Origin of the sequence: Mesomycoplasma ovipneumoniae (assembly GCF_038095975.1) — a bacterium.
Classification (GTDB): Bacteria; Bacillota_I; Bacilli_A; order Mycoplasmatales; family Metamycoplasmataceae; genus Mesomycoplasma; species Mesomycoplasma ovipneumoniae_C.
In genome coordinates this window covers 578,392-600,456 of sequence record NZ_CP146003.1, presented here as the reverse complement: position 1 = coordinate 600,456, position 22,065 = coordinate 578,392, and the positions used below count along the sequence as shown (strand labels likewise).

Sequence of the window (22,065 nt, the reverse complement as noted above, 5' to 3'; positions counted from 1 at the left end):
AAGGAATTAAAATGATTGCAAAAAAGCATATTAAAATAATAACAATTGGCTTAGGAACGACAATTTTTGCTTCAACAGTTGTCGGTATTGCCCTTGGATTTAATAGTTATAATAAATCATATTTTGAAAAAGTTGCTGAAAAACCTAAAGATTTCAAACTTGATTCTGCTAGTTCAATTGATAAACAACAAGTTTTTGGACTGCTAGATAAGGTCAAAATTCAAACTAATTTTAGTGATTTATCAGCAAAATCAGCGCTTGAATTAGCGACAAATCCTTTATATAGTTTGGATTTAGCGACAGTTTTTAACTTTGATGAGCTAAAAAATAACGGCTTTGAAATTAGTTTTGACTTAAAAGATGTAAAAGTTGAAAATAGCGCAATTAATGATGTTTTAGTTTTTGTTAGCGATCCTAAAACTAATGCAACAGTTAGCAAAAAAATTAATTTGACCGGATTTAGTACAAAATCTGACTCAAATCAGCTCGAGAATTTTGACATTGACACAAAAAGATCTTCACTAATATTAAAATCCAGAAAATTAGTGACTCCAAGTGAACTAAAAGCAAAAATTCAAGACTCCTATTCAAAATTTTTGAAAAATTTAAGTCCAGCTCGGGCACTTGAGCGCGCTTTTATTGAAAACAATATCGGACTTAACCTAATTAACGGACAAAATTTGCCTACTTTTTTAAATTCAAAACAAATTATCACTCCTGTTTTAAAAGACAATAATCTTAGTTTTTCAGAGCTTGACGATTCAAAGGCAACTTTAAGTCTAAATTTAGAAATTCAAAATTTAGACACTAAAACAAAGACAAATTTTGAACTTCCAATTCAAGGACTCTCCAATTTGTCCCAGATTTTTGAAGACTTATCTGTTTTTATTGCCCAAAGTGGCCAAGATATTTTCAAACTAAAACCGCAAGTTCAAGCCGATTTAATTAATAAAGATCAATCTTTAGCAGAAGTTTTATACCAAAAAGCAAATAGCGACTTTAATTTTAGTTCATTTTTTGAATCTAATTTCCTAAAATCTTTTAAATTCCGCGCAAGTGATGGAGACATTTGGGATCTAGAAATCATACCTTCTTTGAAAAAAGTTGAAGACTCCGAAAAAGATGAACTTTTAAAGAGCCAACAAGTTCGCTTTTTAGTCAAGGTTAGTCCAACAAAAAATCAAAATTTAGCACTAAAAGTCCCAAATTTTGACTTAGAAATAGATTTCCAACCTGATTTAAGACCTCTAGAGCGCAAAATTGCAAAAGCCCAAGGAAGTCTTGCAAAATCAACTAATTTTTCATTTCAAAAAGCTGAAAATAGTCCGACAATCACGGCAACTCAAATTAATTTATATGTTAGTCAAATTTTTGATATAATTAAAAATAACTCTGAAGACGAAGACGATAAAATTATTGAAAAAGTTGCTGCTAATACTTACTTTTTAGAAAAAGGAAAAACTGGAACTCCCGAAGAAATCGAGCAATTTACCAAAGATTTACAAGAGCAAATCAAAAAAGATGCCGAAATTAAGCCCCAAAATCCTGATTCTGAAAATAGTCAACAAACTGAAAGTCCAGGCAGTCAAAAATCTTTTGGACTAGGAGTTTCAATCCTAAAAACACTGCTTTTAGCAAAAAACAATGCCCAAAATGTTGAATTAGAACTAAATTCAACCCCGCTGTCAAAAGCTCTTGAATTAAATTTTAGTCTTATTGATAAACAAACCGGCCAAAGTCTTGCTGATTCAAAAATAGTTATTTCCAATATTTTTAGTGAAAAAACTGCTTATGATATTACTCGCGAATTTAATCCTTTAGTTTTTATTGACGGTAAAAATGATGTTGTTCTTCAAGATGATGGCGAGTCAATTCTTAGTGATTTTGGTCGTCCTGAACTGAAATTTAAAGGGAAAATAACTAAAGAAAACGACGGATATTCAATTACAAAAACAATAAAATTCCAACCAAGTCAAACTAGTGCAACTGCTGATTCGGGGACTTCAGGATCTGCAGGTTCAGCATCTCCTTCAGGTTCACAAGGTTCAACAGCAACCCCACAAAATCCAACTAATATTGACAAAGGTTCATTCTTTTTGGCTTTTAAAATTAGTGGAATTAACGATTTTAACAAGCATTACCTAGTTTCTTCAAAAGATGGTAAAGGAATTTTTGTCCAAAGAGTAAAAAACACTCAAGCAAAAGGATCTTTTTTAAGACAAAACGGCACTGGATCTGACAGTGGAACAAACACTCCATCTGTTTCTGAAGCCCAAGAAATCAAAAATGCAAATCCACAATTTGCATATATTTTAGGAATGGATTATGACTTTAAATTTAATTTTGGCAACGGAAGCGACGGTGATCAAGCCAAACCTGTTGGATCCCAACAAGCCCTAATTTTACCACCTGAAGTTCTAAAAGAAATTAAGCCTGATCAGTTTGCCGAACTAACTCGGCAAAGCAGTGATGAGACAACAATTACTTTGCAAAATCGATCACTACTTTATAGAAAATTTAACCAAAAAAATAACTTTGAATCAGACACCCAGTTTATTCAAGATGGATCGACAATTGTTGTTGAGATTTCGATGAACAAAGAAAGTGATGGATCTGGAACCTTAGAGGTAAATGGATATTCATCTTCAAGTCAAAGACCTAAATTTGACAAGGTTTATTCAAAAACTATTTTTAACAAAGATGAACAAGGAAAACCTTCGCGTAATAAATTTAACACCTACAATCTTGATTATTTCCAGATTGGGCCTAATCCTGAAGTGATTTCACAACAACCTAATGATTCAGGACAAACTGATTCTTCAGGTCTTCCAAAACCAATTTTTCCAGATTCAAAAGCAAAAGTTTTAATTAAGGCTTTTGCGGTTGTAAGAAATTCTGATTTTGGCGATGATGAAAATGCTGTCAAAGTTGCTCGTGATAAAACATTAGAATCTTTTGTAGATGCTTATTTAAACTAGTAAATTTAAATAATTTTGAAAAAGCCTAATTAAACTTAATTAAATAAATAAATTGCCCCTTTGAGTTTTAACCCAAAGGGGGTTTTTATTATTTTGAAATTAACCTTTTTCAAAAAAAAAAAAAAATGTTTGGTCTAGGAAAAAATTCTGTTATAATAGAGTCACTAAGAATAAATTAATAAATTTTGATATTGAATTAAGGGGGAATTAGTTATGTTTTTGCATAAAAAATCAGCAAATGCGAATTATCCATTATATTTTTAAATATGATGGAATGCTTTAAATTTGACCGTTTAGAAATCTACAAATTTAAGGCTTTTAATTATGGCTCTTTCAAAACTTCACATATTTTTTTAGGCTCAATGTAAGTAAAAACGAGTTTTCTATTTGCATTGAGTTTAAATAGTAGTTGTATTTTTTATGATTTTTGATGATATTAAAATTAAAATCAATCAAGATGATCGGCTAATTTTAAATAGTTTTTCACTCGAATTTGATAAGAAAAAAATCGAATTTAGTACCTATACTCAATTTTTTTACTGTTTATGCTAATTTATTGAGAACTCTTGACAAACAAGAAGTTCTAGTACATCAGTAATCCTAGAAAATAATGACCCATTATTAACTTTTATATTACAAAATAGTTTTTGTTAAGATAATAAGACAATAAATTTAAGTTTTTTTATTGTTTAAGTTTATCTTTTTGGGCTTTGATAAATTCCGAAACTACGTCATAATGGATGTATTTTCTGATTTTATTTTTGTTATCATCAGTATTAGCTAAATTTTTTATTTTGATAATATTTTCTTTTACTTCTTCATTTAGTCTGCCTTCAACTAACCTCTCGATTCGGTCGTTGTGATCAACAGTGTTATTATCATTAATATAATTCTTAAGTTTTTTACTATCGATATTCATTTGTTCAGCGAATTTATTTATTTCATTATCAGAATTTTCACTCCGTTTTTCATCAACGCAAATATTAATATCAATGCCTCGATTATCATTATACATTTCAATAAAACATTCTCTAGCAAATGGCTGGTCAACTTTAAGAAATTTTGTAATTTCGCCTTGAACTAGCGCTAAAAATTCCTCTAAAGTTAGTTTCTTATTGGACTCATAAAACAAACTTTGAATATATGAAGAATCGATTTTTTCTCTTAAAACACTTGGTTGAAGATTGTCTAATTCATTAAAAACTTCATCATATTCTTTGTTTGGATTGGTGTTGTTATATTCAATTCGAACATCCTCAATTCTCACGTTTAACTTTTTTCACTGCTCTTCATTTAATCAGATTTTCTCATTTTCTTTATTTTTTTTCCAGCTAAATCCGAGAATTTCGGCACAAATTAAACTTTTTTTAATTTTTATAAAACATTCTACAAACTTTTTAGCATCATTTGGGTCGATAGATTCAGGTACATTCTCAAAATCGGGATGCTTTCAATCGCTAAAAAGTTTTTGTAAACTTCTAAAATTCTTGTTAATTTCCTCGTAAAATACTTCAATTTTCTTTGGATCTGCCATTTTTGGATCGGCATAAGCATAAGCTTTTAAAGCTTCAGTAAGCTTTTCATATAAAAAAATTGGTCGGTGATAAAAAATAATATTTCCAAAAGGTTTATTTTCGTTGTTTTCAATGCGGTTTGTTCTTGAAATTGCCTGAATTAAATGTTCGTATTTAAGAAGTCGATCAAAATAAACCGTGTTTATGTATTTTGAGTCATAACCTGTTAAAAGTTGGTCAACAACAATTAACAAATCTAATTGACCTTCGAAACTGCCATTTTCTAACTTAGTTAAATTATCCCTCTTTAATCTGTCTTGAATATCTTTTTTAAACTTTTTATGTGTATTATAATCAAAAGACTGACGAAAATCTTTGTTGTACTGTTGTAAAATTTTTTCAATATCCTCTTTTTTGTCCAATCCTCGCGATTTATTTGACGAATCAACAGATGAATCAATTGAAGGATCAAAAAGTGCTGTAACTTTTAAATTTAGCTTTTGTTCTTCAATTTGTTTGCTAAAAATTTCAAAATATTTAATAGCACTTTCGATTGATTCAACAGTTAGCATTGCAGAATAAAAATATTTATTACTTCGATTAGGCCATCATTCTAAAATATTTTTAACAACCTCTTCTTTATATTGTTTTTCATGAGTTGTACCGTATCTCTTGAAAATTTCCTCCTCGAGATCAATAATTTGTTTATCATTTTTACCAAATTTAGAACGGTATTCAGTAATTCCGATTTTATTTTTAACGTTTTCTTGAACTAAATCTAGTGTTGTAGAAGTCAAGTGCTCCATAAAACTGTATTCTGAACTAAATGCTAGTACTTTTTTATCTTCCATAGCATTTTCCATTGTGTATTTGTGCAATCTTGGGCCAAAATTATCTTCGGTAGTTACCCCGAGATCATCAGAACTTACCCTATTTTTAGCGTTTATATCAATTATTGGTGTACCTGTGAAACCAAAAATAACTGAATTTGTCATGTTTTTGAGAATATTGGTAAACATATCACCAAATGTTGTTCGATGTGCTTCGTCAAAAATGAATATTTTTTTCTTTTTTGTAATTTTGTTTAACTTTTTACTAAAATTTTCATTTGTTACCCGTGATTGTTTATGAATTGAAGTTATAATTAATTTTTGTCTTATAGAATCAGTAGAAAGATGATCAATTAAATTTTCTGTTGATTCTGCTTCAATAACATCGATTTTTCCTGAAGAATTAAAGTTATTAAACGATTTTAATGTCTGAGTGACAAGTTCAATTCGATCAGCAACAAAAATTACAATATCACTAAGCTCTTTTTCCAAAATGAGAGTAGCCAATTTAAAACTAGTCAGCGTTTTTCCTGATCCTGTTGAGTGCCAAACATACCCGCCTTTTTGGCACTCATGCAAATTATTAGAAAAATTTAGATCCCTTTTCAATCGTCTGCCAATTATTTCTTCAACCGCATGAACTTGATAACTTCTTAAAACCTTAAGATTTTTTTCCTTGTTATCCGCGATTATATAGTCGCCAATCATTTTATGAGCCATTGGAATACTGAAAAATTTGTCAATTAATTCTAAATAATCATTTATAGCACGATTATTTTTGTCAGTTCATTTTAAAAAATTTTTATCATTAATATTTTCAATATCATTTGTGTTTGGTAAATACAACATTTCATTAGGTTTCATTGCCACAACAATTTGTACTAATTTGAAGATTCTTTTATAAAATCCACTCTTGGCATAATTTTTAATTTGGGTTATAGCACTTTGAATTTTTTCAGATTGGTTTTTTAATTCGATATGAATTAAAGGCATCCCGTTAAATAAAAGCATTAAATCAGCACGCTTTTCATCATTCTTTGTTGTCTTAAATGTTACTTGACGCGCAATTTGGTAAATGTTATTTCCTATACCGATATCTTTTTTTGAAAATATTTTTAGTTGTACTTCTTGGCCAATTTTTTCCGGGTCTAGCGCTGGATTTGATCTTTTAATGGAAATATACTCATTAGTTAGTAGTATATTTGTTTCAACAAAATTTGGGCAATTATCAATTTTTTCAATAACTTGTTCCATTTCTTCATTACTAAGACTAACATTATTAAGTACGTCTTTGTTGTTATGAAACAAAATATCTTTCCAATTTTTTACTAAAATTTCTTCTGTGACATTTTCCAAAATGACACTATACCCATTTTTATAGCCAGATTCATCTCTAAAACCTTGCCAGCCATTTTTTGGGCTTGTTAATCTATCAACTATTGCTTGTTCAAATTCTTTTTCACTTTTAAAATTTTTCATATGCACCTAAATGAACATTTCATTTAATAAAGTTTTTTTAATTTTTTGAAAATAGGCAATTTTTTGCTCATACGCAAGAATTAGTGAGTCAAAAGTTTCAAAAAGTTGCGAAATTTTTTGTTGTTCACTAATGTCTTGGCTGAATTTTACCTCAATTTGAGCCATATCGATAATTTTTAGAGAAGGGATAATGCCATTTGTGACATTTTTTTTCGTTTGAAATCCAATTACAATGGCAAAAAATTCGTTTTCAGGATATTTTTTTGAAGTAAGTATTCCACAAGAACCTGTTGCAAAAAATTTTCCTTTTCGGAAATTAACAACTCCTGCCTTTACACCTGCGGTAGTCCAAGTTATTACATTTTCAGCCAAAAATTCTTTATAATACCCCAAAATCCCATGATTTTCCGTTTGCGATGAATAAACCGGGTAGATGTATCCGCGGTCTCTCTCTCTCTCTCTCTCTCTACTGACTTAGTTTTTATTTGGCTTTTTGTTAGTGATTCTCCTCGGGAAAGCTCAAATAAATTTTTGACTTGATCAGTAATTCATGCTGATTTAAAACCTTTGAATCTAATTGAAGGAAAATCTGAACTAAAATTAGCAAACATTTTATTAGTAAAACCATTTTTAAGATTTTTCAGAAGGCTAATTTTTTCTTCAAGTTTATTAATTAAGTTTTCAAGTGTCTCAAAAAGTCGCGAAATTTTTTGCTGTTCAGGTCAGTCTGGTTGAAAAAATGTAAAATTAACAAAAAGAGGGAGTCAATGTCTACCATGATGTCTTACATTGTATTTAATTTTTTGTAAAATTAAATAATGAAAGTAAAGATTATCTTTTGGATTTTTATTGATTAACAATTTAAGCGCAGAACTTCTAACTTTGAAATCAAAATCGATAAACCGAGATTGAGTTGTAAAATCATCAAATAAAATTATTGGCGAATTTTCTGATGCTTTTTTAATATTTTTTGTGTCTTTTGCATAACCAAGCACAAAAGTTTTTCCCGGAGTTAAAACGGGAATTCCATGATTAAAATATTTAGTGGATGACTCGATATATTTTCATGATTGTTCGTGTTTTAAAGCATCGCCCAATCTTTTTTTAACTCAAGGCTGATTAAATCCTTCTATTCTAATTTCAGGAATATTTTTATTTTTGGACATTAATTTGCCTTCAAAATATTAGACAATTTTTTAATAGCTTCCATGTCTGCGGGACTTCCCTCAAGCTCATCCAAAAAAGTAGACATTTTTGTTTCTAAATCAGAAACTTTCTTTTGAATATCAACAAAAGTGTGCTTATATTTGTTTAATATTTCGGATATTCCTGAGATTTGCTCATCAACGAATTCTTCACTTTTTTCCTTAAAGTTTTGAATAAACTTTTCTCATCATTTTGAAATTAACAAATCATAAAAATCTTTTTCATTCAAATTCAAATATTGATTGTAGGAATTATTAGTTAAATCATTTTTTAAATTAGTTAAATCTTTTTTTACTTTTTCGATATCTGAATATTTTTCATTAATTTGAATTATTAAAGATTCAAAAGAATCTTTTTCTCTTGATTCTTTTGAATCCTTAAATGTTTTAGCTAATTTTTTAATGCCACTTTGAATTCAAGTGTTTTTCTCATCATTATAAATTTCATCAGTTTTATCTTCGTCACTAATTATCTGGTATAACTCTTTTATTTCAGACTCAATTTGATCAATTTGATCTTGAACCTTATTTAATTGAGCAAATTCATCTGGGAAAAATTTTTGCTCAATTAAATCATTGCTAAAAAGTTTAGATTTTCATGACTTAATTCTACGAGAATCTTTCTCTTTCTGATTAACGCTATCAACTGATTCAATTTGATCATTTAAAAATTCTTTGATATCTAGGCTACCAGAATCAGAAAAATTTTCCCGTAAAAGTTCTAAATCTTCCTTGACATTTTCAAAATTATCAATTATAATTTGGTAAACATCATAAGTATCAATTAATGGAAACTTTAAAGATGAAAAAATGTACTCAGTTATATCTTTTTCTAGCTGAATTAAGTTAATGTTTTTAATTGAATTAATATCAGATACCTTACTTTTGAAAAAATTAATAAAGTCACGCACTTTAGTTTCAAATGATTCTAGATAATTTTGAAAATCACTGTTATTATAAATAATATTTATATAGTCTTGCGAAAGCAAATCGTAATAATCGCTGTTTTCTTGGTTTTCTTTAAACATTTTTTCCTTGATTTTAGGAAAATTGAGGAAAAAACTATCAAAACGTTTTAGTTCTTTTTTGCTAATTGAACCAAAAACTAATGAAAATAGGTCATGTTCTTCTTCTTTTTTTCCAGTTAGTTCAACATATCGTGAAATATTTAAATTAAAATTATTTTTTTCTATTTCTTCAAAACTAATTATTTTTGAAATTTCAGTTTCAAGACGATGGTTAACAATATCAGCAATTTTTTTGATATGTGATTTAGCAAAGCGGTTATTTTTGCCATCTTTAACAAATAAATTTGAAGCATCAACAAAAAGAATATCATTATTCAAACGATCTTTTCTTAAAATGATAATAACTGTTTCAATTCCGGTTCCATAAAACATATTTCCTGGAAGCCCAATTATAGCGTCGATTTGCCCTTTTTCAACTAGTTTTTTTCTAATTTGACCTTCACGACCTCCCCGAAATAAAACTCCGTGAGGCAAAATAACAGCACCAATTCCGTCTTTTTTTATGTGGTATAAGTCATGTAATAAAAAAGCATAGTCTGCTTTGTTTTCAGGCGGCTCTCCATATTCTTCAAATCTTTCTGTATGGCCGGCATTTTTTGGTTCTCATCTTTGTGAATATGGTGGATTTGAGACAACAGCATCGACAGTTAACAATCGATATGTGCTAGTGTCTTCATTTTCAAATAAAGGTCAATCATCTTCCAAAGTATCTCCTCTACGAACATAGATTTGATCGGAATTTATGTTTGACATAATTAAGTTCATTCTTGTTAAATTATAAGTTTCGTTTTTAATCTCTTGAGCATAATAAGTGATTGAACTTTCGCTATATTTTTTAAATTCTTGACCAATGTTTAACAGCAGACCACCTGAACCACTTGTTGGATCATAAATACTAATATCTTTGCGGTCTTTTAAATAAAATGCAACTATTCGTGAGATTAAGTCACTTACCTCATGAGGTGTATAAAATTCGCCAGCTTTTTTTCCAGCAGTTGAGGCAAATTGAGCAATTAAATACTCATAAATAAAACCTAGAACATCGTATTGTTGTCTAGTGGTTGGAATTTCGTTGATAGTGTCAATAAGTTGAGAAATGACTTCAGTTTGTTCTTTGGCATTTGGTGCAAGTTTTGCCAAATCAGTTTCAAATTTAGAAAATAAACCTTTAAATAATGAAGCATGAGAAGACTTTTTAGATTTATTAACTATTTCATTAACTCCATCACTAAAATCCTTAAATGCACCTTGAAAAGCTTTAATGTCAAATTTTTGTTTATTTTTGACTCAAGAATCAAATAAATTCCGATGCTGGATAAAAAATCCATTTTTGTCTTTCAATGACTCTATTTTTCTATCAACCACTCCCCAACTTAAGACCCCAGTATTTCCAAGGTCAATATCACTACGGTCCAATTGATCATCCAAAAGATAGAGATCATCCTTATCAAATTCCTGACTAATTAAATATTCAGTCTGTTTTTGACATAAAAATTTGTATAAAAGTAAACCTAAAATATAGTCCTTATATTCATAGGCCTCAAGATTTTTTCGCAACCTGTTGACACCATGTCAAATTTTGGCACCAAGTTGCTGCTTAGTTATTTTACTCATAAAAACCACCTGTAAATTAAAAAAATTATATCATATTAAGGAATTTTCATAACTTTTTCCACATAAAGTTTACAAATGTCATTTTGCAAATTTTCTTTTTTTCTTTAATTTAGCCCAAAAATAAAAAAAGAAACATAGTAAAAAATACTAATTTACTGGCTTGTACAAGTCATTTTTATTTTTTTTTATTTTTTTCTTCTTTTTAAAAAAGTTGTGGTATAATTAATATCGATTTCATATATATTATGAGATTTTTAAGATAAGTAAAAATATTTTAAAAATATTGGTTTAATTCCCATCTCATAATAATTCTAGCAATCGGTGCGCCGGTATGAAACCAAGCGTAAGTTTAAATTAAAAAACTTACGCTTTTTTATTTTTTATTTACAACAATTTTTTCGTTTTGAATCGCAGTAAATCCCCTCTTTTGACTAGAAGGGTAAAATTCTTTTATTAATTTTGTTAAATTAAAATCTTCAGTAACAAGTGGAATTCCACCTGATAATGAAATATTTGTGTTTAATTTGTCGTAATAATTTTTTTCTATTCGTGAATTATTATCGTAAAAATTGTTAATTAAACCAAATCCATTAATAAATTGGAGTTCACCTTTTTCGTTAAAAACTCCTGAACCAGATGCGCCAGGACCGTTGTTTGTATAAAAATACAATGATAAACGTGAAAAATTTTGCTGAGGATCAGAAGCATAAACACCTTTGAAATTATTTTTCATAGGTTTTGACTTTGGTCAAAAAAGCCCTACATTAAAATCGTAGGTTGAATCGCCTTTTTTTCAAACTTTTTCTGAAATTTGAACAGGTTTTTCTTTGACCATTTTTTCCCAGAAATCAATAAAATTTTGATAAGTTGCTAGAAAATTTTCAAATTTGGACTCAATTGAATTATTTTTAGCACTATTAGGGTCAGTTATTGTTTGATTTTGTTGAATTTTTGCTAATATATCGGTTTTATTTTCTTTATAAAATTTAGCTAATACTTTTAAATCATCAATAAACTTTTTGTATTTAAAATAAAAAACACCGACATCAAATTTTTGATTATCAAAATCAGAAGGAATTTCAAAATAATCATTATAGAAATTCACAACAAATTCTAAAAATTTAGCTTGATCAAAGCTGCTAATTTTTTTCTCATAAATTTCTTTTGCATAAAAAAGTAATGCAATATTATCCCTGTCGAGGCTATAAATTTTTCCATTTTGATATCATTCAAGAAAATTTCCACCTAGGGTATTTCAAAATCTTATTTTTTGGGTCTTAATTTCGAAATTTTCATCGTTGTATTTATAACTTTCCAGTGGTCTTAAAACGTGATTATTTGTAATTAATAATGTTTTTTCATTATTAGAATCTAATATTGTAGCAGTTCCAGTTTTAAATTTTACGTTTTTTTGGTAAATTCAATCATATTCATTGGAATGATTTAAGGGTTGGGCATATGCGCCAATTCTATTAAGTTTAAATATTTGATTTCGAGCTTTTGAATCAAAAATTGTAAATTTTTGATTCAAAATATTAGATTTAAAGTTATTATTTTCTTCAATTAAATTATCAACTAAAGGATAATTTAAGTCATAAACTAATAAATTATTATTTTTTGGGCCAAGAAAATTTTCATCACTTTCTTTTGTGACAAAGTTATTTTCAGTATTAAATTTAAAGCGCTCATAGCCTTCGGGAAAAATAACGTTATTTTTTGTTATTTTTTCAAGATCTAAAAGAGAAAGTTGTTCAAAATAACTTTCTCTTTGTCCATATTCCTGACTTAAATCTTGATTTTGATCACTAAAAAAATCATTAAATTGGTCAAGTTCAGCTAAGTAATCTTTGCTAAATTTGTCTTCACTGTCAACTTTTTTGTCTTTGTCTGATTCAAGTAGTAAATCAATGCCACTAATTTTTTTTACAGGAGCCACAGGTTGATTTAAATAATTGTAGGTCAAAAAAGCAGTAACTGAAGCTGCGCTTACAAAAAATAAACCAAAAATTGAAAATAAAATCTTTTTTTTCCTTGTCATGGTTCCCTTTTACATTAATGGATAATTTAATAAATTATATATAAAAATACAAAAAGACAAAAATAAAACATAGAATATGAGGCAAAATAAAACATCAAAATTCAAAATATGGTAAAATTTAGTTAATTTTTTATTTTATTAATATATTATTAAGAGAAAGTATTTTAATGAAAAAAAGCATTTTTTTGACTTTTGTGGCTTTAGGTTTTTTAGTTTCTTGCGGGAATACTAAAATCGAATTTAGTCCTATTAATTCAAAGCCAGGTTTTCAGGATGAAGTTAATCCCAAAAAAAACCCTTATCGTCTTGAGCTTGTTGATGAAAATTATTCTTATTCAGACTTTAAAGCAAAGTATCAGCAAATTTTTAAGCAAATTAAAAGCAAAAATGTTGATGAATTTCCTTTTGCTTGTGATAATGGTGCAAGAAATTGTCTAAAAGATCAAGAAATTAATTATCTTGTTATAAAACAATTAGTAAAAGATAAAATTCTTAATTTTAGCTCTATTAGTGATTTGCCTTTGCCTGAAAGTATCCCTAAAATACAGGTTAGTTTTATTTCAATGATGTCAAAATTTTTTGATGAAGATAAAAAACTTATTTTACATCTCGAATTTGGCCACTTTCATTCAAATCAACCACACATAATTCAAGATCAACACTTTACGCTAAACTTCAAAAAATAAATATTAAATTGTCCGTAATTTTAAAAGGAGAACAATGCAATCTAATAAAAAAATTCACGAATTTTTGAAAAAATTAGATATTAAACCAAATTCAATAGACATTTATATTCAATCATTAACACATAAAAGTTACAACTTTACAAATCCCTCAACACCGCATTATGAAATGTTAGAATTTTTGGGAGATTCGGCAATTCATTATGCTGTAACTCGGGCAATCTATGATAATTTTTATAAAAATGAAGGTAATTCAACTCAACTTCGTGCTGTACTTACTTCGACAAATTATTTAGCAAAAGTCTGCCAGGATTTAGGTCTAATTGACCTTGTATTTTTAGGTAAAGGCGCATCAGAAATTCGTGAAAATAACAAGTTGAAAGCCGATGTTTTTGAAGCATTTTCAGCAGCAATTTTACTTGATCAAGGCTTTGATAAACTTAATGAATTTTTGGCAAAATATTTGTATAATGGTGTAAATTTTGCATGCGAAAAAGAGTACAAAGACCCAAAGTCAATTTTTCAGGAAAAAATTCAGTCTTTTTCTTCGCTTAGTAAAATTAATTATTTACCAACTCGCCTTGCTGATGGAACTTTTCGCGTTGACCTAATTTGGGAAGAAAAAAAATACGGTATTGGCTACGGAAAATCTATTAAAGAAGCAGAATTTAATGCCGCAACTAACGCACTCAACATTTTTGCCGTTGACACAGATCAATAAAAACTTGAAGATACTCGTTACTAAAGAATGATTTTTTTTGCAAAAATAGGAGAAATATTTTGCTAATTTCGTTTGAAAGTATGCCTTCTAATTTTGCTGGATAGTTCAAAATTTCCTTATTTTCAAGGAATTCTTCCCGGTCAACGATATCAAAACTTTTTTTATTATAAATTTTAATATCGATATCAAAATCAACAAATTTGATTGTATTTTCTTCAAAAATAAAATCTGAAGCTAAATTTATATAGTAATGATAACTAAAATGTTGACCTGGTTTAAAAGTAATAATTGCATTATGCATTGTTTTTTTTGGAAAAACAAAAATAGTCGGTTCAGAAAAACGTCATGATTTTGTGCCGTATTTTTTCACAATGCTACCATTTAAACTAACAACAACATGAGTTAGTGAATTTGAAATTACTCTTGCATTTGATCACTGGCGATACAAAAAACCATTATATTTATAGGCTTGAATGTTGATTATTCTTTCTGGATAAAGTTCTTGAAACGAGTTTTTTTCTACCATTTTTTTAATCCTTTTTTTATTTTTAAATTATAATATTTTATACTAAATTTTTATTATAATTTACCATTAAAACAATGAATTTAACAACATTTAGAGCAAATATTAAAGAATTTTTCAGAGTCAACCATAAAATATTTCAATTTACAAGCTTTGAACTTGTAATTTCAGGATATTTAATGGCAATGTTTTTAGTTATTGCTTTTATATTTAAAACTAGTCTTCCACGTAGATTTAACATAGCATTTGAACTTCCATTTTACGTTTTGATAGGAATAATTTTAAGCTGGTTCAAAGGTGCGATTGTTGCTTTTACGTTTGATTTTGGGAAACTTTTGCTTACAAGTCGCGTTTTTTTCTGAACCCCAGAATATGGAATTGTTCCTATTTTAGTTGCAATTTTTTCCTCGCTAGCTTTTAATTTTGCAAATAAAAATAAAAAAGTATTAATTTTCTTATTAATTTTAACCTATCTAATAACTTTTTCAGTATTTATTTTTTATTTTTTTATGAGTGAGTCTGAAATTCAAAGAGTCGCAAAAGATTGAAAAAGACTTTTTAATAAAAAATTAGTGCTTTTATTAATAGGGATTTTTGGTGTTATTTTATTAGCGTTTACAACATTTTTAGTAATTTTATATTGAAAAAAACCGACTCAAAAATTTAAAAATGCAATAATAACGCTTTTTGTTCTTGGCATTTGCTTTCTCGTTTTTCGTTGATTATGACATCCGTTTGCATTTATCCAATATTATAATCGTTTCTTGAATCGAAGCGGAAGAGATAGACTTATTGAAAATTATTTTTTCTTTTATTTAACACCAATAATTTTAAAATCAACTATTTCATTTCCAATTTATTCAGTTTTTTTGATAAACATAGTGCCATTAATTCAATTTTTAAATGATAAACATAATTTTCGCTGAAAATTTGGCTATTAAGATTTTTTTCTTGGGAAAAAAGGTTTTTCCAGTTTTTCAAAAATAATATTGTCAAATTTATCTAATTTTGTAATTAATTCAAAACTTGTGGTTTTTATTCCTAAAAAATCAATAATTTTTCCGACGGTTTTAGGCATTACACAGTTAAGACATGCTGAAATTGTGTAAATTCCATTTAAAACTAAAAGTAAACTTGCACCTAATTTATCTAAGTTTTTTTCATTTCATAATTGTTTGATATCAAAATAACCGTTTAAATTTTTTGCTAGCTCGATTATTAGTTTAAAGCCCTTTTCAAGCTGAAAATTTGACAAATTTTCGGAAAATGAGTCAAAACTTACCAAAATTTTTTCATAAAAACTAATATCTATTCAGTCTAAATTTTCAATATTAAATTTCAATCCGTTATTAAAATATTTCAAAACAAGTGCAATTGTTCGACTAATTAAATTTCCGTATGTATTGACAAAAAATGAATTATATAGACTTTCTAATAATTTTTTGTCAAAAATACTATCATTTTCAGCACTTATTTGACTTACAAAATAAAATTTAATAATTTCAGGATCAAATTCATCAAGTAATTCAAGAGGATTAATTACATTTCCTTTTGATTTTGACATTTTTCCTTCAGGAGTTATGAGTCAGCCGTGAGTAAAAATTGTTGATGGCAGTCTGAAATTTAATGATTTTAAAAAAATTGGCCAATAAATACAGTGAAAACGGGCTATTTCTTTTCCAACAACATGAACAATTTCTTCAGCCTGGTTTCAAAAATTTTGACTCTGTGGTGAGTCAATATTAATTTGGCCGTCAAAAATTGATAAATAGCTAAAAAGAGCATCAAGTCAAACATAGATAGTTTGGTCTTGAAATTTTTCAAGATTTATTCCTCATTTTAAATTTTTTCGGCTAACAGATAAGTCTTCTAAGCCTTTTTGGAAAAAATTTTGTCTTAGCTCGTTTGCGATTTTTTTGTCAGAAATAAAATTAGGATTGGCATCTAAATAATTTTCTAGCCATTTTTGGAATTTACTGATGGCAAAAAAATAAGAATTTTCCTCTACTAATTCCATTTTTGCGCCGCTAACTGGGTGAAAAAATTCGTTGTTTTTTTCGATACATTGAACTTGAGATAAAAATTCTTCGTCACTTACAGAATAAAGACCCTGATATTGACCTTGAAAAATATCATTATTTTCGTACATTTTGTAAAAAATTTTTTTAACAAAATTTTTATGAGCTTGACTAGTTGTTCTTAGAAAATAATCATAGTCAATGCCAAATTTTTGCCATAAAATTTTAAATTTTTCAACGTTTTGATCAACAAAAGCTTGGGGATCTAAACCTGACTGATGGGCTAGGCGACTTATTTTGTGACCGTGTTCGTCAGATCCTGTTAGCATTAGTGCGTCAAAACCTTGCATTTTTTTAAAATTTCTGACTACTCATGCTAAAGTCGAACTATAAAGATGACCAATATGGAGATTTCCACTAGCATAGTAAATAGGAGTTGTGATGTAAAATTTTTTAGCCATTTTTAACCTTTCGGGCTACATAAAGTTTCTGAATTTCTTTGCGATAAACATGTTCATTTTTATTATTTGGGTGTAAATAGAGATTATGTAGGAATTGGGTTCCCCACTGAGCGTTAAAATCTGATTCAATCAGAACAAATTTGGGACTAGATCCCACTCTTGCCATTACAAATTGAACACGCTTTGGCTCAAATCGACCCTGACGCAAAAATTCTATCACATCAATAAATCTCTCGATTGGTAAAACCAGTGACAGTCTTCCTTTGTCTTGAATAATTTTGCCTGCTCCGAGAATTAATTGCGATAAATTAAGGCTAAATTCATAAATTGCATTTTTAAACTCAGGGCTAACATTGCGGATTTTTTTGGTTCCGACCTTAAAATAAGGAGGATTAGCAAAAATTAAGTCGTATTTTCGTGACTGTTTTTTATTATGTTCAACTCAAAACTGATTAAAATCAGCACAAATTAGATTAATTTGATTTTCTTTTTTATTGATTTCAACGTTTTTTTTCGCTAAATTAATGGCTTTTTCATTAATTTCAATTGCATCAATACTTAAGTCTTTTTTTCTGTGAGCAACAAAAATTGCCAGCGCACCGTTATTTGTTCCTATTTCAAGTGCTAGTTTTACTTTTTTAGTTAGGGTGATGAAATTTCCTAGCAAAATAGTATCAACTGAATAATTAAAGCTTGTCTTGTCTTGTCAAATTTTGAGGTCATCATTATAACCCAAATTATTCAATTCAAGATTATTTTTCATATTCAAAAGTTATTAATTTTGAATTTTTACGATAAAAACGACCAAATTTAGCTAGTTTTTTGCCATTTAATACTGTTGCATCAGCGCTAAAATGATTTCGAATTTGAAGCATATACTCGCCAACACCGTATAAGTCAACAGGGGCGTTTTGTTCTTCTAATTCTCTAATTTTCATAGGGTTTAGTCCTGATGAGGCAATAATTTTTACGTGTTGACCGTTATTTTTATCTAGTTCTTCACGTAGTTTTTTTATTAATTTTGCATTAATTCCAAAATCGTCTTTTTTAGGATCTTCGAACATTTGATCGGCAATATTTGAAGAAGTATCAACTCTAACTCCAGCTAAATCTTGACCAAATTCAGCCAAAACAGCCAAAGATTCTTCAATTACATTGTTGTTAAAATCTACAAGAGCTACTAAGGGTTGATCTGGGAAAATTTTACGGTAAGCCTGCGAAGTTTTAATAAGATCGCCATCAAAATTTTGAATTAAAGAGTGTGGCATTGAACCAAAATTTTTAGTAGTACTTTTTCCTGACTGAGCTAAATTGCTAAATATTGAAATACCGCCTATTTTTGCTGCTTTTCCGTCAATTTGATGCATCAAATAGTGATCAGAACGATCGGCCATAAAGATTATTTCTTTATCATTTGCTGCTTTTTTGCATAAATAAGCATTTGTTGCTATCGAAGTTGAACGGGCTAAAATTCCGTCAATAATTCCTTCAACATGACCAAAAAGATGCAAAGGACCCTCTAATTCAAGCACTATTTCACGTTTTTTTACACGAGTTCCATCTTGTAAATAGCGAATTTTATATTTTTTATAGTCAGTATTATCTACTAAAAAATTTAAAACTTCATCCATTCCGCCAATAACGGCAAAATCTTTACGTTGGAAAAACTGTAAAATAACAATATTTTTCGGATTAAATTTTGCAAGTATTTTTTGACTATCAAGAAAATAGTCAGATATATATTTATTGATTTTTGACATAATAATTTAGTTGATAAAATAATAGTAAAACTACAATATTATTATACTATATTTCCGTCGATTTGGCCATAAAAAAAATTTTTTAAAAAAAATAATACAAAAACACCTTTTTGTTATAAAATTTTGTTTGCGTACTAAATTTTATAATTTTTAAAGGTGTTTTATAAGCATTTACTAAAAGTTTAAATCAAAATCAATTTGCTTAGAAAATACTAAATTTGTTATCGAAGGCAAGATTTAATTTTGTTGCTTTTTTGCTTTCATAACTATGCTTTTTTTGACTTGCAATTATACCAATTTCAATTTCTTTATCTAATTTTGTGTTTGTATACACGCCATAAGAAAATTTTAAGTCTGGTTTGAAATTTTTTCTAATTGTGTTAAGAACATCGTTAATTTCGGTTTGTAAAATTGAATTATTAGCACTAATTGTAATTAACATTTCCTCGGAAGATGAGAGATCAAATTCGACAAAATGGTTTTTAAAGGCATTTTCAGTTGCAACTATTGCCCTATTTGAACCAGTTTCGCTTGCATATCCGACAAAAACAAAGTTATTATTGGATAAAATTGACTCGATTATTGAACTGTTAACATGAATTAATGCATTTTGTTGACAAATAGCTTTTGTTAGAATTGAAATTTTCTTTTGAATAGTTAGGACTATTAATTGAAGAACATTTTCAACCATAAGACTCGGAAAAGTTAAACTTATTTCTTCTGGTGAAATTAAAATCAATGAATCAACAATTTTTTTCAAATTTTGAAGCACGTCAAAACTTGTTTCTCTTCTAAATTTTGACTCATTTTCAGAAGGATTTGTTGCTAAAACTATTATAATTATATTCATTTTTTGAGCGATTTCAGCTACTTCTAAAACTGCTCCTGATCCAGTCGATCCGCCTAATCCTACAATCAAAAAGAGAATTTTGACCCCAGCAAGAATTGATTGAATTTCTAAACTTTTATCTTTTACTGCTTGGTTTGCTTTTTTTCAGTCATATCCAAAATTTGATTGACTAAGAATTAGTGAATTTTGATCGCTAAAATTGAAATTAGAATATTCATCGCGTGAATTTATAAAAAATTTTGGAAAGCTAGCTTGATCTAAATTGATGTTTTGAACAATTTTAGATCCAAAATCACCTAATCCCATTAGCATAATTTTACTACATCTTTCCATAGTATTTTTACCTATTTTTCAATTTTTTCTTTTTATGAATTTTTAATTAAAACTCGTAATTTAGCCGATTTTGCTCTTGGATTTAGCAAAACTTCTTCTGGTGATGGTCGAAAAACTTTCGTTGAGAATTCTGGATCGCCTTTTTTAAAAAAATCTTGCTTAGATTTGCTAACTAAATTTAAAAATGCATCTTTTACTAATCGATCCTCTAGCGAATGGAAGCTAATAATTAAAACTTTTGAACCGTGCTTTAAGAATTTGGGTAACTTTTTTAACAACATTTGCAGAGATTCAAGTTCGTTATTTACTTCAATTCGCACAGCCTGGAAAACATTTTTTACAAAGTTTTTTTTAGATAACGCCAGTGCTGGAATAACTTTTTTGACAATCTTAGTAAGATCAAAAGTAGTTTTCAAAGGTCTATTTTCAATGATTGCTTTTGCAATTTGCCGTGCAAATTTTACTTGTCCGTATTTGTAAAAAATCTGAACTAGTTTTTCTTCAGAATATTGATTTAAAACTCAAGAAGCATCAAGAGATTGACTTGTGTCCATTCTCATATCTAAATTGCCATCTTTAGAGTAAGAAAAGCCACGCTCAGGATTATCAATTTGAGGTGAAGAAACACCTAAATCAACAATAAACCCGTCTATATAATCAATTCCTAATTTTTCTAGGTGATAATCAAAATTTGCAAAATCTGAACAAATAAAATTAACATTTTGACTAATTGCAGTTAATTTAGATTTAGTTTCGTCTATGGCTTGGATATCTTTATCAAAAACAATCAGTTTTCCCGTTGTTAATTTTTCAAGAATCGCCTTGGAATGTCCGCCACGCCCTAAAGTTAAATCAACATAAAATCCTTCGGGATTAATTTCAAGAGCTAAGATAACTTCTTCTAACAAAACTGGAATGTGCATTTTATAATTCTACTCCCGATTTTAGCAATTCTTTTTCTAAATCAGCGGTGACATTGCTGTCAGAAAACTTTGCAAAAAATTGATCGTATCTTTCTTCAGGCCAAATTTCAATTTTGTTATTAACCCCTAATAAATAGATTCTTTTTTTGACAGCGGCCAAGTCAAGTAAATTTTTGGGAATTAAAAACCTACCTTGCTTATCGACAGAAACTTTGACGGTATTTCCAAAAAAATATCTTGCAAAATCACGAAGTCGTGGATCTAATGAGTTTGCTTTTCCAATTTTTTGGGCAATGATATCAAATTCAGCTTGGCTTCTGATTTCGAGAATTTTGTCCAAATTAGCTGAAATATAGAAGTCACCATCAAGTTCATCACGAAAAGCAGGAGGTAGCACAATTCTATTTTTTTCATCTAATATTCTGAAAACAGTTCCAAACATTTTTTATCTCCACTGTCAACCACAATTATACACTAAATCCCATTTCAAACAAAAAAAAATTAATTTTTTTTATTTATCATTTTTTACTTGAAAAAAAATGACTGATTTTAGGCGGTATTTTTTAAATTTTTTGCATTTTATTAGTGGAGTGAAGTGGGAGTGATTTTTATTAAAATCAACAAAAAATTTAAAAAATATACAACTTTTATGATCAAAAGCTCATTTTTTTGGGCTAAAAAAGGTATTTTTATGGAAATATTAAAAATTATTTCAGTTATTAAAATTAATTTCTAAAATAAACCAGTATTTTGAAAAAAATTTTAAAATAATGATTTATTTTTAAAAATTTGAATTAAATTATAGATTTGTCAAAAAATGCAATTTTATTGACTCAAAACAAGCAAAATTTAGCTTAACTGTTTTGCTTGTTATATATTATATAATTAGTGTGTTTTTGATGTCTGAATTTTGTATTGTAAAATTTTTAAATTTATTAATATAAGTTCTTATAAGAATAAAAATGCCGAATAATTAAAAACATGCGTTTTTTTACCTTATTTAATTAAAAAGAAAAAAATAATTAATATTAGTTATAAATTGGTAAAATTTAATGAAGAAATTGAAAAAGGTGCTAATATTAAATTAACTTTTTTAGATTTAAATTA

General features: G+C 28.1%; 16 protein-coding genes. 4 read left to right on the top strand and 12 right to left on the bottom strand.

Annotated features, from left to right (window positions below; translation table 4 throughout):
* Positions 1–11 precede the first annotated feature (11 nt).
* A complete protein-coding gene (locus tag V3255_RS02180) occupies positions 12–2,978 on the top strand; it encodes a P110/LppT family adhesin N-terminal domain (protein WP_333503942.1) in 2,967 nt (988 codons plus the stop codon).
* A 682-nt stretch (positions 2,979–3,660) separates the two neighbouring features.
* On the opposite strand, the gene V3255_RS02175 is transcribed toward V3255_RS02180, so the two are convergent.
* From V3255_RS02175 to V3255_RS02155, 5 genes are all read right to left on the bottom strand, one after another.
* Entirely contained in the window at positions 3,661–6,801 is a 3,141-nt protein-coding gene (locus V3255_RS02175; RefSeq protein WP_333503841.1) for an HsdR family type I site-specific deoxyribonuclease, read from the bottom strand.
* Positions 6,802–6,807: 6 nt separating this feature from the next.
* On the bottom strand, positions 6,808–7,194 hold the full coding sequence (locus V3255_RS02170; protein WP_333503842.1) for a restriction endonuclease subunit S: 387 nt from the start codon (positions 7,192–7,194) through the stop codon (positions 6,808–6,810).
* Positions 7,158–7,967 carry a restriction endonuclease subunit S gene (locus tag V3255_RS02165; protein WP_341516208.1) on the bottom strand — a complete coding sequence of 270 codons (810 nt, stop codon included), beginning with the start codon at positions 7,965–7,967 and terminating at the stop codon, positions 7,158–7,160. The genes V3255_RS02170 and V3255_RS02165 overlap by 37 nt, the downstream gene beginning before the upstream one ends.
* A complete protein-coding gene (locus tag V3255_RS02160; protein ID WP_333503844.1) occupies positions 7,967–10,648 on the bottom strand; it encodes a type I restriction-modification system subunit M in 2,682 nt (893 codons plus the stop codon). Before V3255_RS02160 ends, V3255_RS02165 begins: the two co-directional genes overlap by 1 nt.
* Before the next feature lie 373 nt (positions 10,649–11,021).
* The gene (locus V3255_RS02155) at positions 11,022–12,686 is read right to left on the bottom strand and encodes an Mhp366/Mhp367 family surface (lipo)protein (RefSeq protein WP_337892493.1); all 1,665 of its coding nucleotides are present in this window, start codon (positions 12,684–12,686) and stop codon (positions 11,022–11,024) included.
* A 167-nt stretch (positions 12,687–12,853) separates the two neighbouring features.
* Here V3255_RS02155 and V3255_RS02150 point away from each other — a divergent pair, with 167 nt between their 5' ends.
* Both V3255_RS02150 and V3255_RS02145 read left to right on the top strand, forming a co-directional pair.
* Positions 12,854–13,372 carry a hypothetical protein gene (locus V3255_RS02150; RefSeq protein WP_333503847.1) on the top strand — a complete coding sequence of 173 codons (519 nt, stop codon included), beginning with the start codon at positions 12,854–12,856 and terminating at the stop codon, positions 13,370–13,372.
* A gap of 34 nt (positions 13,373–13,406) precedes the next feature.
* Entirely contained in the window at positions 13,407–14,090 is a 684-nt protein-coding gene (locus tag V3255_RS02145) for a ribonuclease III family protein (protein ID WP_303438613.1), read from the top strand.
* Here V3255_RS02145 and V3255_RS02140 read toward each other — a convergent pair.
* Complete coding sequence (locus V3255_RS02140; protein WP_052328383.1) at positions 14,050–14,616, bottom strand: DUF402 domain-containing protein; 567 nt, start codon at positions 14,614–14,616, stop codon at positions 14,050–14,052. The two genes, V3255_RS02145 and V3255_RS02140, sit on opposite strands and share 41 nt — an antisense overlap.
* A 74-nt stretch (positions 14,617–14,690) precedes the next feature.
* On the opposite strand from V3255_RS02140, the gene V3255_RS02135 reads away from it, so the two are divergent.
* Positions 14,691–15,554: an ECF transporter S component gene (locus V3255_RS02135; RefSeq protein WP_337892494.1), complete on the top strand. Its 864-nt coding sequence runs from the start codon at positions 14,691–14,693 to the stop codon at positions 15,552–15,554.
* Here V3255_RS02135 and metG read toward each other — a convergent pair.
* The 6 genes from metG to mraZ all read right to left on the bottom strand — a co-directional run bounded on the left by metG (position 15,551) and on the right by mraZ (position 21,400).
* Positions 15,551–17,092: a methionine--tRNA ligase gene (metG, locus tag V3255_RS02130; RefSeq protein WP_333503849.1), complete on the bottom strand. Its 1,542-nt coding sequence runs from the start codon at positions 17,090–17,092 to the stop codon at positions 15,551–15,553. The two genes, V3255_RS02135 and metG, sit on opposite strands and share 4 nt — an antisense overlap.
* Positions 17,085–17,855, bottom strand: coding sequence for a tRNA1(Val) (adenine(37)-N6)-methyltransferase (locus V3255_RS02125; protein WP_341516207.1), 771 nt, complete (start codon positions 17,853–17,855; stop codon positions 17,085–17,087). Before V3255_RS02125 ends, metG begins: the two co-directional genes overlap by 8 nt.
* On the bottom strand, positions 17,845–18,852 hold the full coding sequence (locus tag V3255_RS02120; RefSeq protein ID WP_333503851.1) for a nicotinate phosphoribosyltransferase: 1,008 nt from the start codon (positions 18,850–18,852) through the stop codon (positions 17,845–17,847). Before V3255_RS02120 ends, V3255_RS02125 begins: the two co-directional genes overlap by 11 nt.
* Before the next feature lie 202 nt (positions 18,853–19,054).
* A complete protein-coding gene (locus tag V3255_RS02115) occupies positions 19,055–20,035 on the bottom strand; it encodes a cell division protein FtsZ (RefSeq protein WP_333503852.1) in 981 nt (326 codons plus the stop codon).
* Positions 20,036–20,067: 32 nt separating this feature from the next.
* Positions 20,068–20,958 (bottom strand): 16S rRNA (cytosine(1402)-N(4))-methyltransferase RsmH, encoded by an 891-nt coding sequence (rsmH, locus tag V3255_RS02110; RefSeq protein WP_044286006.1) that lies wholly within the window; start codon positions 20,956–20,958, stop codon positions 20,068–20,070.
* Between the two features lies 1 nt (position 20,959).
* Complete coding sequence (gene mraZ / locus V3255_RS02105; RefSeq protein WP_044286005.1) at positions 20,960–21,400, bottom strand: division/cell wall cluster transcriptional repressor MraZ; 441 nt, start codon at positions 21,398–21,400, stop codon at positions 20,960–20,962.
* Positions 21,401–22,065 lie beyond the last annotated feature (665 nt).